12 protein-coding genes and 3 pseudogenes are annotated in these 12,136 nt (G+C 66.9%); 7 read left to right on the top strand and 8 right to left on the bottom strand.

Features of this window, described 5'->3' with window-relative positions; all coding sequences use genetic code 11:
- Positions 1-75 precede the first annotated feature (75 nt).
- Positions 76-507, top strand: a complete 432-nt coding sequence (locus ACFQS4_RS14860) for a hypothetical protein (protein WP_500193860.1) — start codon at positions 76-78, stop codon at positions 505-507.
- Between the two features lie 109 nt (positions 508-616).
- Here the strand turns inward: ACFQS4_RS14860 and ACFQS4_RS14855 are convergent, their stop codons facing one another.
- Positions 617-2,590 (bottom strand): aconitate hydratase, encoded by a 1,974-nt coding sequence (locus tag ACFQS4_RS14855; RefSeq protein ID WP_500193857.1) that lies wholly within the window; start codon positions 2,588-2,590, stop codon positions 617-619.
- 269 nt (positions 2,591-2,859) lie between these two features.
- On the opposite strand from ACFQS4_RS14855, the gene ACFQS4_RS14850 reads away from it, so the two are divergent.
- A complete protein-coding gene (locus ACFQS4_RS14850) occupies positions 2,860-3,000 on the top strand; it encodes a hypothetical protein (protein ID WP_500193856.1) in 141 nt (46 codons plus the stop codon).
- Positions 2,994-3,983 (top strand): YeiH family protein, encoded by a 990-nt coding sequence (locus ACFQS4_RS14845; protein WP_500193854.1) that lies wholly within the window; start codon positions 2,994-2,996, stop codon positions 3,981-3,983. The genes ACFQS4_RS14850 and ACFQS4_RS14845 overlap by 7 nt, the downstream gene beginning before the upstream one ends.
- A 24-nt stretch (positions 3,984-4,007) precedes the next feature.
- Here the strand turns inward: ACFQS4_RS14845 and ACFQS4_RS14840 are convergent, their stop codons facing one another.
- Entirely contained in the window at positions 4,008-4,391 is a 384-nt protein-coding gene (locus tag ACFQS4_RS14840; protein WP_500193853.1) for a hypothetical protein, read from the bottom strand.
- Positions 4,392-4,496: 105 nt separating this feature from the next.
- Between ACFQS4_RS14840 and ACFQS4_RS14835 the strand changes: the two genes are divergently transcribed.
- Both ACFQS4_RS14835 and ACFQS4_RS14830 read left to right on the top strand, forming a co-directional pair.
- Positions 4,497-4,865 (top strand): helix-turn-helix domain-containing protein, encoded by a 369-nt coding sequence (locus tag ACFQS4_RS14835; RefSeq protein WP_500193852.1) that lies wholly within the window; start codon positions 4,497-4,499, stop codon positions 4,863-4,865.
- 1 nt (position 4,866) lies between these two features.
- Positions 4,867-5,196 carry a DUF7521 family protein gene (locus ACFQS4_RS14830; protein WP_500193849.1) on the top strand — a complete coding sequence of 110 codons (330 nt, stop codon included), beginning with the start codon at positions 4,867-4,869 and terminating at the stop codon, positions 5,194-5,196.
- 19 nt (positions 5,197-5,215) lie between these two features.
- Here the strand turns inward: ACFQS4_RS14830 and ACFQS4_RS14825 are convergent, their stop codons facing one another.
- Positions 5,216-7,396 (bottom strand): CARDB domain-containing protein, encoded by a 2,181-nt coding sequence (locus tag ACFQS4_RS14825; RefSeq protein ID WP_500193848.1) that lies wholly within the window; start codon positions 7,394-7,396, stop codon positions 5,216-5,218.
- Positions 7,397-7,579: 183 nt separating this feature from the next.
- Between ACFQS4_RS14825 and ACFQS4_RS14820 the strand changes: the two genes are divergently transcribed.
- Both ACFQS4_RS14820 and ACFQS4_RS14815 read left to right on the top strand, forming a co-directional pair.
- On the top strand, positions 7,580-8,017 hold the full coding sequence (locus tag ACFQS4_RS14820; protein ID WP_500193845.1) for a GNAT family N-acetyltransferase: 438 nt from the start codon (positions 7,580-7,582) through the stop codon (positions 8,015-8,017).
- A gap of 239 nt (positions 8,018-8,256) precedes the next feature.
- Positions 8,257-8,577 carry a hypothetical protein gene (locus ACFQS4_RS14815; protein WP_500193844.1) on the top strand — a complete coding sequence of 107 codons (321 nt, stop codon included), beginning with the start codon at positions 8,257-8,259 and terminating at the stop codon, positions 8,575-8,577.
- Between the two features lie 65 nt (positions 8,578-8,642).
- Here ACFQS4_RS14815 and ACFQS4_RS14810 read toward each other — a convergent pair whose 3' ends face one another.
- The 5 genes and pseudogenes from ACFQS4_RS14810 to ACFQS4_RS14790 form a co-directional block, all read right to left on the bottom strand.
- Entirely contained in the window at positions 8,643-8,996 is a 354-nt protein-coding gene (locus ACFQS4_RS14810) for an outer membrane protein assembly factor BamB family protein (RefSeq protein ID WP_500196612.1), read from the bottom strand.
- A 66-nt stretch (positions 8,997-9,062) separates the two neighbouring features.
- Positions 9,063-9,200: pseudogene (locus ACFQS4_RS14805) on the bottom strand (outer membrane protein assembly factor BamB family protein); the annotation flags it as partial.
- Positions 9,201-9,538: 338 nt separating this feature from the next.
- Positions 9,539-9,610, bottom strand: a pseudogene (locus ACFQS4_RS14800) (hypothetical protein); the annotation flags it as partial.
- A 478-nt stretch (positions 9,611-10,088) separates the two neighbouring features.
- Positions 10,089-11,433: pseudogene (locus ACFQS4_RS14795) on the bottom strand (tryptophanase).
- A gap of 169 nt (positions 11,434-11,602) precedes the next feature.
- A complete protein-coding gene (locus ACFQS4_RS14790; protein ID WP_497902089.1) occupies positions 11,603-12,067 on the bottom strand; it encodes a hypothetical protein in 465 nt (154 codons plus the stop codon).
- Between the last annotated feature and the right edge of the window lie 69 nt (positions 12,068-12,136).

Below are 12,136 nucleotides of genomic sequence, written 5' to 3'. Positions count from 1 at the left end.
AGGCTAACAGTCAACCCAGTGACGACGCTCTGGTGCCCCGAAAACATTTTTCCGATCGTCCGATGTCGAGCGCGTATGGATCCCGACGACGAGAACACGGACGACACGAAGGCGACCGACCTCGAGTTGAGCGACGCCGAGAAGGACGCCCTCCACGATCTCCAGCTCGCCGTCGAACACCTCCACCGGGGCTACGGCGCCCTGCTCGAGTGTCACCACGAGGTCGGCCACGCGATGGATCAGATCGCCGACGCCGAGGACCGCCTCCGAGAGGCAGGCCACGAGACCCGGGCGAACGACCTCAGGGACGAGTACCTACCCGCTGGCTCGATCGGTGACCGGTGGACCTACGAGTTGATCGAAGAGTTCTCCGACGGGTTCTTGCGAGAGCTCACCGACTTCGAGGCGAGCATCCGGGACGAACTCGCCGACGGCCAGGGACACGTCACCGAGCGCGAGCAACAGCGACGGTGGCGCGAGCGAGCCGAGGGATGGGAGTCGGGGTGACTAGAGAAGCGACTCGAGAGCGCGAACCTCGAGCGATCGGACTGCGACGGGGCTATTCGAGCGCTGAAAGAGAGAAAATGTCGGCGGTAGCGACGTCAGTCGCGGTTCCTCAGTCGTCGGCGGGCGCCGCACCGGAGCCGCCTTCGGCCTGGGCCTTCGTCCAGGCGAGTTTCCCGCCGGCGGCGAGGATGTCGCGCTCGCGCTCGGAGGCGTCCAGCGTGGCGGTGAACTCCTCCTTGCCGTTGACGCGAACGGTGAACTCCTCGGCGCCGCTCGAGACGGCTTCCTCGACGTCGTCGACGATTTCGATGTCGTCGCCCTGGTCGATGGCGTCGTAGGTCTCCTCGTCGATGGTCAGCGGGAGCAGGCCGAAGTTGAAGAGGTTCGCGCGGTGGATCCGGGCAAAGCTCTGGGCCAGCACGCCGTCGACGCCGAGGTACATCGGGCACAGGGCCGCGTGTTCGCGCGAAGAGCCCTGACCGTAGTTCTCGCCGGCGACCAGGAAGCCGCCGTCGGACTCGAGCGCACGCTGGGCGAAGGTGTCGTCAACGCGGCTGAGCGTAAACTCGGAGAGTTTGGGGACGTTCGACCGGTACATCAGGATGTCCTGGGTCGCGGGGATGATGTGGTCGGTCGTGATGTTGTCCTCCATCTTCAGCAGGGCCGGGCCCTCAAGTTCGGCCTCAAGGGGGTCCTTCAGGGGGACGTCGCCGATGTTGGGTCCCTTGATGAGTTCGTCGTCGACGGCCTCGTCCGGGCTGATGAGGTCGGCTTTCGAGGCGTCGTACTCGTCGGCGAGTTCGAAACCGGGATCCTTGAGGTCGCCGAGTTCCTCGGCCAGGTCGCGCGGGTCGACGATTTCGCCTTTGAGCGCCGCGGCGGCGGCGACCTCCGGGGAACAGAGGTAGACGTTGTCGTCTTCGATGCCCGAGCGGCCCTCGAAGTTGCGGTTGAACGTCCGCAGGCTCACGGAGTCGGAAGCGGGCACGTGGCCGATACCGATACACGCGCCACACGTGGCTTCGGAGAAGTTGACGCCGGCGGCCATCATCTCGGCGACCCAGCCCTGTCGGGCCAGTAGTTCGGAAGCCTGTTTCGAACCGGGAGCGACGATCATCTCGGTCGTCTTGTTCACCTCGCGGCCCTCGAGCATCTTCGCTGCGGGGAGGATGTCCTCGAAGGCGCCGTTGGTACAGGAGCCGACGATGACCTGGTCGACTTCCGTTCCCGCGACTTCGCTGACGGGCACGACCTTGTCGGGCATCGACGGTTCGGCGATCAGCGGCTCGAGGTCCGAGAGGTCGACGACGATTTCGTCGTCGTACTCGGCGTCGTCGTCAGGCTGGAGTTCGACGTACTCGTCGCCGCGCCCAACGCGCTCGAGGTAGTCTTTGGTCTGCTCGTCGGTCGCGAAGATCGAACTCGTCGCGCCGAGTTCCGTCCCCATGTTGGTGATGGTCATGCGCTCGGGGGCACTGAGGCTCTCGGCGCCGGGGCCGGTGTACTCGAGGATTTTGCCGACGCCGCCTTTGACCGTGAGTCGGCGGAGCATCTCGAGGATGACGTCTTTCGCGGTGGCCCACTCGGGGAGTTCGCCCTCGAGGCGGACGTTGACGACCTCGGGCATCTCGATGTAGTAGGGGGCGCCGCCCATCGCGACGGTGATGTCGATCCCGCCGGCGCCGATGGCGAGTTCGCCCAGGCCACCCGGCGTCGGAGTGTGGCTGTCCGAGCCGAGCAGGGTCTTGCCGGGCGCGGCGAAGTTCTCGCGGTGGACGTTGTGGCAGATGCCGTTGCCGGGGCGAGAGAAGTGGGCCCCGTAGGTGCCGGCCGCAGAGCGCAGGAATCGGTGGTCGTCGGTGTTTTTGAAGTCGAACTGGTAGGTCTGGTGGTCACAGTACTGGGCGGCCAGTTCGGTCTGGACCTCGTCCAGTCCCATCGCCTCGAACTGGAGCCAGACCATCGTGCCGGTCGTGTCCTGTGTCAGCACTTGGTCGATCTCGATCCCGATCTCCTCGCCGGTCTCGAGTTCGCCCTCGACGAGGTGGTCGTCGAGAATTTTCTCGGTGAGCGTCTGTCCCATAGCATCCCAAACTGGGCTATCCTGCCTGATAAATCCAGCGTGTTTCCGAGTGGGTGAGCGTCCAAAATGTGGTTGTAAAACGGTTTATTCTGCAATAATTGCGCCCACAGGTATACGTTCGAGACAGTGACGAGAAACTGGTACTCGAGTTCGTGTACATATCCTTCCATATGTTGATCCGACGTCGTCGAGCGGGGAGGTGGCGATAATCGCCGGAATCTACGACGGGAATCAGTAGCTATACAGCCCCGGATAAATCAGCTACTGGCATGAACGGCGAGCGAGTCGGCAGCGTGCTCGAGGGGTGGGTCGATCGCTGGACCGAACTCGATACCGACTGGCAGGGAGTGTTCGTCGGTCTGGTGATCGTCGCCCTCGTCGGCGGTTTCGGCGTAGACGTCGCATGGTAGCGGCCGTCGCCAGAACGCTGCCCGGCCTGCTCGTACTCTGTCTCGGGGCGGTACTCGCTCGCGGCCTCTCGACGCTCGTGGGGCCGAACGAGTTGCTCCTGGCGATCGCCCTCGGGGTCGTGCTGGCGAACGGGATCGGCGTTCCCGATCGGCTTCGCCCAGGACTGGCGACGCACAAGATCTGGCTCGCCGCAGGGATCGTGTTACTCGGCGCGTCGGTGACCCTCGAGTCGATCCTCGAGACGGGGGCGACGGTTCTCTTGTTACTGTTCGCGACGGTGACGCTCACCCTCCTCACCGTCGAGGCGATCGCTCGAACCGTCGGCGGACTCCCGGAGCGCTTCGGGTCGTTGCTCGCGGCGGGTGCCGGGATCTGTGGCGTCTCCGCCGTCGTCGCTGTCGGCGGCGGGATCCGGGCCCGGGAGACCCAGATCGCCTACGCGGCGGGCACCGTGTTGCTGGTCGACGCAATCACGCTCGTCGTCTACCCGATCGTCGGCTCCGTGCTCGAACTCTCCGGACAGGTCTTCGGCGTCTGGGCCGGCGTCAGCATGCTCTCGACCGGACCGGTGGTCGCCGTCGGGTTCGCCCACTCGGAGACCGCCGGACAGTGGGCGACGATGACGAAACTCGCCCGCAACACCCTCATCGGCGTCGTCGCGGTCGGCTACGCGAGCTACTACGCTCGCCGGGGCTCGGGCGAATCGACGTCCCTGCGACTGTTGTGGTCTAACGTCCCGAAGTTCGTGCTGGGCTTTCTCGCGCTCGTCGCGCTCTCGAGCGCGGGCGTCTTCTCGCCGGCCCAGCAGGAGTCGCTCGCGAACGTGGTCGACTGGCTGTTCCTACTCGCGTTCGTCGGCCTTGGGACGGAGATCCGGGTGGCGGACCTCAGGCGAGCCGGTATCGCCCCCGCGCTCGTCGTGGTCGCCGCGGTGATGATCGCGAGCGTGGTGTCGCTCGCGGTTGCACTCGTCGTGCTGTAAGCCGCGTCGGCGGTTCGAGCGGAACTAGAGGTTCAGGACGACGAGAACGAACTGGCACGCGCCGATCGCGCCGAGGATCGCCAGTACGCAGGCATCGTAGACGAGTCGGAACTCGTCGAGCTCGTCGATCGCTCCCCGGCGCACCAGCCAGGTTCGGAGCCACCAGGCGCCGGCGTACAGTCCGGCCAGTGCCAGGGGAAACGCGACCAGGACCACCAGCGTCGGCGCGTGTTCGGGTCCGTAGTAAGTGCCGATCGTCCACCGAATTCGGACGGTGTCCGCGAGGCGTCCGTACGAGACGGCGCTCAACGCGACGCTCGCGAGGACGATCACGAGACCACCGAGCGAGAACGGTCGCGTGCGTTCGAGATTCGAGCCATCCGGTCGGCCAGGGGTAGTCGTGACCATGGCGTCTCTCGAGACGACCGGGACCAGTATAACGGCTCGAGCACGACTTCAGACCCTGTAGTCGTGGGAAGTTCTATACGAGTGTGGGGTCGAAATGAGGCCATCGTGAGTGAGGATGCGGACGCCGGTGCGGACGCTAACGCGGACATCGAGCGGCTCGCGACCGTGCTCGAAGACCCGACGGCACGGACCATCCTCACCGAGACGAGCCAGGAACCACTGTCGGCGAGAACCCTGAGTGAGCGGTGTGGGGTCTCCGAACCCACGATCTACCGTCGCCTTGAGGATCTTCGCGAGTGTGACCTACTCGTCGAGCAGACGAAACCGGACCCCGAACGCGGCCACCACCGAACCATGTACGCAACCAACTTCGAACGACTCACGGTCGAACTGCGCGACGGACACCTCGAGTTGCGGGTCGACCGCCGCGAGGACCCCGCGGACCGATTCACGCGGCTGATCGAGGGGATGTGAGATGGCGTTCCACCCGCTCCAGTTGTGGGATCCGTCGATGCCGCCGGACTGGGTGATCGCGTTCCAGCAGGTGACGCAGATCGTGAGCGTGCTCATCGGCGTGTTCATCGCCTACCAGGCCTACCGTGGCTACCGACGCAACGACAGTCGACCGATGCTGTTTCTCGCGCTCGGGTTCGTCCTCGTGCTCGCCGTGCCGTTCAGTCTCTTCGTCCTGTACGCCGCGATTCCGGGAATCCCCCAATCCGCCGTCGTCGTCGCCTCACAGTCGAGCCAGGTGACGGGTCTGCTGGCAATCCTCTACGCTCTCTGGATGCCGACCGGAGGATGAAGGTGAACTCGAGGCCGCCCTACCGAGAACGCCGTCCGAGAACGAGCCCCAGAGCGACGGCGACGATCGCCGCACCGACGCCGAATCCCGGCACGGACTCCGCCCCCTCCGAAACCCGCGACTCGATCCCGGACTCGACGGTCACCGTCACCCGCTTGTCGCCAGCCCCAATCTCGTGGCGCCCGCGATCCTCGAACGACAGCGTCGTCTCCACGGTCGTCGACTCGCCCGGTCCGAGGGTGACGGTCTCCTCGGCGACCACGCCGTCGACGGTGCGAATTTCGACGGTCGTCCGCCCGACTCGAGACTGCTCGTTCTCGACCGTCGCCGTCACCGTGATCGGCTCTCCGCGTTCGACCTGGTCGGGGCTGGCCTCGAGGGCCGTCACCGTGAGGTCGGCGGGGTCGACGACGTCCACGACGAACGGGTCGTCACCGACGTGGAGCGCGTACCGACCGGCTGACTCGGGCGTCCACGACAGGCGTTCGATGGTCGCCTCGCCGAGCTCGAGGCGGCCGGTCGCCTCGGCCGCGATAGCGTCGTCGACCAGGACGGTCGCCCGGTAGGGCCCATCTCGATCGCCGCGATTGTCGACTGCGACCGGGAACGTGACCGTCTCGCCCACGACGAGCGTCCGGGGAACGCCGTCGACGGTCGTCTCGCGGAGGCCCTCGATCTCGACCTCCTCGCCCTCGGCGAGCCCGTACGCCATCACCGGCGTCGGCTGGTCGAACGCGTCGGCGTGCTCGAACCGGTTCCAGGTGTCGGGGGCCGACGCCGTCCCCGCGTACGTTTCGGCGAACTCGCGAACGTCGCTCCCGCCGCGGTACTCGAGGTCCGCGAGCCAGTCCTCGAACGTGGCCGTCTCGCGCTGGTTCTGTGCCCGGAAGACGTCCTCCATGGTCGATTCGCCGTCGCTCTCGAGGCGTAGCTGGCGGTCGATTGCGCCGTAGACCAGCGGGCCCTTGACGTAGTCGGTGAGCGGGTCCTGCCAGGTGCCGGGGTCCGTGAGGACGCCCTCGGCGTAGGGGGAGTCCCGGCCCTCGCCGAGCGAGCGTCGGAACGTCAGGTAGTCGAGATCGCCGCGCTCGTAGGTGAGCAGGCTGGCGTAGTACTCCGCCTGGGCCTCGACGAGCCAGCCGCTGGCCCGGTCCAGGTTCGAACGAGCGAACCGCTGGCGGGTGTGGACGTACTCGTGGAGCCAGACGCTACCCGCTACGTCGAGACGGGCGTCGGCGCGCACCCAGGCGTCCCGCTCGCCGTACTGGATGCCGTTGGCGCCCCACTCGACCGAGCCCGTCGGAGCGGCGACGATCATCACCTCACTGTGGCTGTTTCCGACGCCGAGTCGCTCGCTGGCGTGAGCGAGCGCCTCGAGCACGTCTTCGGGCGATTCCTCGAGGTCGGCGGCCTCGGGCACGACCAGGCGGATGGTCTCGCTTCCGGCGGTCGTCTCGTGGACCTCGTTGGCCCCGAAGAACGCGACGTGTTTTCCGGCGACCCCCTCGCCGTCGACGGCGACCTCGCGGTGGACGTCGACCGACGAGCGTTCTCGCCAGGCCAACTGGAGTTGCGGCGTCGCGACGATGCCCCACTCGCCCGTTTCGACGAACGTGTAGCCGCTTCCGTCGTGGCCGTGGCGGCCGACATCCGTCCGGTTCGCCGGGAGCCTGAGCGTGAGTTGCGGGGAGCGCCCCTCGTGGTCGCTCTCGGCCCACCGGTAGGCGCCGTCGTCGGTCTCCTCGAGGTCGCTCGTCTCGAGGACGGTCGCCTCGGATCCGGGCGTCACTGTGAGCCGGGTCACCGGCTCCGGCACGTCGTAGGTGACGACCGCCTCGAACTCGCCGGGGAGGTCGGGTCGCTGGTGCAGGACGACGGATTCGCGAATCAGGTCGGGTTCGGCACTCGCGGTCGGGATGGCGTTCGTGGCCGCGCTTGAGTCGACGGTCGCAGTCGCGCCTGTTGCAGTCAACCCGTCGACGTCAGTCGCGTCCGCTGCGAGCGACCTCGACGAAACGGCAGCCGGTCCGCTATCTGGTGCCTCGAGCCCCAAACCGACCGCGTTCGCGCCGGAGGTCTCGAGCGATGGAGACGGGGACGCGGACGCTGAGCTGGCGGCGAATGCACCCGCACCGACGCTCGCGGGAACGCTTCCGAGGACGAGTACGATCAGGAGGGCAGCGACGAACCGGCGTGTCACACGTCTCCTTCTCTCCCGCGCGAGCAAGACTGTTCTGGCTTCCTGACGGTCAGTCGATACACGTTCTGCATCCTGACGGCCCGTCGATGAAAGCCGGGCCGTTTTCGTTCCCGAGAACGTAGCCCGCGCCGTGTACGAGCGACCCGCCACCGCCCGAACGGATAGCGAGTCGGAGGGGCTCCCGTGACCGATCGCCGCGTCCGACGGGCGACGTCGGACGACGCCCTGGCCGTCCGTCGACTCGTCGACGGCGCGTTGCTCGAGGTCGGCGACGTCGAGTCGCGAATCGACGACGGTGACGTCCTGGTCGCGACAGAACCGCGATCGGTGGGTACCGGCGAGACGCGGCGGGTCCTCGGCGCGGTCGTCCTCGAGACGCCGGTTCGAGGCGAAACGAAGGGGGCACACGTCGCGGCGATCGCCGTCCACCGACGTCACCGCGGACGTGGGATCGGAACCGACCTGCTCGAGGCGGCGCTCGAGCAAGCGGGCGTGCTAACGGCGAACTTCGATGCGGACGTGCGACCGTTTTACGAGTCGCTCGGATTCGACGTCGAATCGATCACGGAGGGACGGTATCGCGGGGTGAAACGACGTTCGGGGGCACGACACAACGGCTGAAGGAGCCGAGGTCATCGCGACTTCGGTGAGGATCAATCCGGGCGGAGTGTAGCCGACGACTACGTGCTCGATCACCGTTACCTGATACCTCCGACAGGAACCCGATCCTCGAGTGTGGCGGCTGACACGCCCGCCTGTCAGTGATAGCGATCATGCTCACATTTTATACCGGCGAGTGTGGTAGGTGGCCCCGGCATGAACCCCAGACAACTCCTCACCGGTGATCCCAAGCGGGCTCGATGCTCTACCTCGGGATCGGCGCCATCTCGCTGCTGAAAGCGCTGGCGGTCCGCAACGACAAGCGACGCTTCAAACGCGAACTACTCGACGCCGCCCTGTTCCTCGGCGTCGGAATCGCGCTGCGCAAGTACGGCAGCCTCAGAGAGCAGAAACAACAGGAACTGCGCGAGTCAGTCCCCGACGTGCTCCTCCAGGCGCTCGAGGGCGACGGGAGCGGCGACGACTTCGCGTCGATGGCGAAGAAACGGTTCGGCCGCGAGTCGGAGCCGGAACCCGAACCCTCGCTGCGGGCTCGAGCGACGGGCTTCGTTCGCTCGTAGACTCGTAGAAGCGTAGAAGCGTAGAATCGCCTCGAGAAAGGACCGAAGAAGCGCACCACCGTTTTTCAGGCTTCGACGAGCTTGTAGGCACCCCCGTCGGTCTCGCCGTCCTCGGGAGCGGGCGCCCGCTCGGCGTAGTAGATGGCGCCGTCGACGACCAGCGGCGTGCTCGTGACGACGCCGTCGTGGTCGACGTGCCAGACTTCCTCGCCGGTCTGTTTCTCGACGGCGTACAGCGTCCGGTCCTTCGAGCCGAAGACCACCCGGTCGGCACACACCGTCGGGCACCCGGTGAGCGCACTGTCGGTTCCGAAGCGCCAGTGCTCCTCGCCGGTGGCGGCGTCGAGCGCGTAAAGGTTGCCGTCGTGACTCCCAGCGAAGACGACTCCGAGGCTCGGGTCGATCCCTGGGCCCGTCATCGAAAGCCCGCCCGTCTCGACCGACCAGTCCTCGGTGCCGTCCTCGAGGTCGACCCGGTAGATGCGCTGGTCCCACGAGCCGAAGTAGGCCCCGCCGTCGTAGGTGGCGATCGGTCCCTTGATCTCGCCGTCGGTGTCGTTGTCGGGGTCGGTCTCGAACGTCCACTCGAGTTCGAGGTCTGGATACTGCCACCCATAGAGCACGCCGTCGTTGGCGCCGACGACCAGCCGGCCGGCGTTGGGGTCGATCGCGGGCGTCGAGTGGGGGTGGTCGGTGGGCGGCTCTCGGCGTCCTCCCACAGCACCTCGCCGGTGTCGGGGTCGACGGCGAACATGCTGCCCTCGGGGTCGGGATACTCGACGGCCACGAAGACGCGGTCGCCGTCAAATACCGGGCTCGAGCCGATCGACCCGCCCAGCTTCTCGGCCCACACCTCGTCGCCCGTCTCGAGGTCGAACGCGTAGAGGACGCCGTCGTAAGCACCGATGAAGACGGTATCTGCGGTGACGACGGCCGTCCCGTGGATGCCGTTGCCGTCCGTCTCGGTGTCGGCTTCCCACAGCACTTCGCCATCGGCGGTGAGCGCCGTGACGATGCCAGTGTCGCCCGGCATCACGAGACCACCGTCTGACGTCGGCGTCGCGCTCGCTTTCGCCGCGCTGTGATCGCCAGTGTTTACCTCTGGGAGGCGCCAGGCCTGCTCGACCGCGTCGGGGATCGTCTCCTGGGGACGATATCCCCAGTTCTCGAGCGAGTCCCGAAACTGGGCGACATTGTCGGGGTACGTCGCCTCGAGCGGGTCGTCGATGGGGTCGATCAGGGGGTCGTCTTCGGTGTCGTTGCCGTTACCGTTGCCGTTCCCGTCACGATTACCGGCGTTCGGCGTCGGATCGTCGGATTCCGACTGGTCGAGACAACCAGCGGTTGCCGCCGCGAGACTCGCGCCGCTGAGTCGGAGGACGCGTCGTCGGGAGAGGCCTTGCATTACGAGAGCAGTTTTACTCGAGTGGCATGAACGTTCGCCTCGAGCGCCTCGGTGCGCTCACCGGTGGTAATCTCAAAGTGACCGACGACCGTCCGCGAGCGGAGGGCTACCTGGACGTCGGCTCGAGTTCGGCCGTGAAGTGACGGAGTTCGGGTACCTCGGGTTCGGTTTTGATCTCGAGGCCCGTCGCCTCGTCGGCCCGCTCGAGGACGGCCGCGGCCGCATCGGCAACGTGCTCGAAGTGCTCGCGGTGGTAGGTCCGGCGGGGGACCGCCAGCCGGACGAGTTCTGGACGGTCAGTGCCGGGGAACGCGAAGCTCCCGAGTTCGACGCCGCGAACGCCGCCCTCACGGTAGAGTTCACAGACCAGCACCTGCCCGGGGAAGTCGCTCGACTCGAGGTGCGGGAAGACGGCCTCGGCGTCGAGGTAGACCGCGTGGCCGCCGGTGGGCGTGTAGACGGGGACGTCGCGGTCCTCGAGCAGGCTCGCGAGTGTCCGAATGCTCTCGACGCGGTCGGCGACGTAGGCCTCCTCGACGGCTTCCCGGAGGCCGACCGCCAGGGCCTCCATGTCCCGGCCGGCCATGCCGCCGTAGGTCGGGAAGCCCTCGTAGAGGATCGCCCGCTGTTTGCAGCGGTCGGCCAGCGCCTCGCCCTGGGTGGCGACGAACCCGCCAACGTTCGAGAGGCCGTCTTTCTTGCCGCTCATCACCAGCGCGTCGGCGTACCCCAGTTGTTCGCGGGCGACGTCGGCGACCGACGCTTCGGCGTACTCAGCTTCGCGCTCGGTGACGAAGTAGGCGTTCTCCGCGAAGCGACAGGCGTCGACGACGAACGTGGCGTCGATCTCGTCGGCGAACTCGGCGACCCGGCGGGTGTTCTCGACGCTCACCGGCTGACCCGCCGCCGAGTTGTTCGTGATCGTCTGGATCACCACGGGGACGCGGTCGGCGCCCACCTCCTCGACGACCTCGCGGCCGCGTTCGATCGAGAAGTCGCCCTTGAAGTCGCCCGGGGCCCCGGGGTCGGTCGCGACCTCGACCGGGCAGTCGACCGGGTCGGCGCCCTGGTTGGCGACGTGGGCCCGCGTCGTGTCGAAGTGCGTGTTGTTCAGGGCGACGTCCCCTCCTCGAGCAGGGTGCCGTAGAGGACGTTCTCGGCCCCGCGCCCCTGGTGGGCCGGGACGACGTGGGAAAAGCCCATGACGTCGGCCACCGCGGCCTCGAGCCGTCGGAAGCTCTTCGACCCGGCGTAAGACTCGTCGCCCCGGATCAGGGCGGCCCACTGGTCCTCGCTCATCGTTCCCGTCCCGCTGTCGGTCAGCAGGTCGATGAACACGTTCTCGGCGTCGAGGTTGAAGACGTTGTAGCCCGCCTCCTCGAGTGCGCGTTCGCGCTCGCCGCGAGAAGGAGGTCGATCGGTTCGACCATCGTCGACTTGTAGTGTACCATATCCCGTTCTGAGGCGCGGCGATAGTTCAATGCATCTGCGGGTTTCTGGGGCTATCCGCCCCGAACGTACACCGGGCGACGAATCGGGGCTTCGAAGCACGTCCCGTAGTCGCGGGAGGTGGCCCGGTCGGCACGCTCGAGACGCCGACCAGTCAAAGTAGGCCCGCAATCAGGGCTCGAGGCGATACCGGACCGTCCGCGCGCCGTCGAACCGAGGACCCGACCCGGTGTCACCGAAGCCGAGTTCCTCGGCGGCCTCCTCGACTGCTCCGTGGCCGTCCGGAACGAGTACTTCGACGGCCATCCCTTCACACTCGGCGAAGCGAACGGGTTCGGCCAGCAGGCGCTCGCAGGCGGCCTCGGTGCCGTCGATCTGGGTGACGTGGACGGTGTCGCCCTGGGCGTCGAAGCTGACGAATCCGAGGAGGTCCTCGGGATTGGACTTGCCGTACTGCGAGGCGTCCGCGTCGCTCGCGTCGTCCGCAGGTGGGACGTCGGCGTTCGGGTCGTGAGTACCGTCCTCGGCCACGCGCACCGTCCGGTCGTGGACGAGGTTCCGGGCCACGTCGGTCGGAGCGTCGGCGATGGCGGCAATCGCGTCGGCATCGGCCTCGAGGGCATCCCGTACGTTCATTACTGTTTGTCAATGCCACGCACGAATATAAATCCGACGAGCCACGGACACCGCCGCTACGACCCACTG

The sequence above is a fragment of the Saliphagus sp. GCM10025317 genome, assembly GCF_042663665.1.
In the GTDB taxonomy this organism is placed as follows: domain Archaea; phylum Halobacteriota; class Halobacteria; order Halobacteriales; family Natrialbaceae; genus Natronosalvus.
This window is presented reverse-complemented; position numbering and strand designations above follow the sequence as displayed.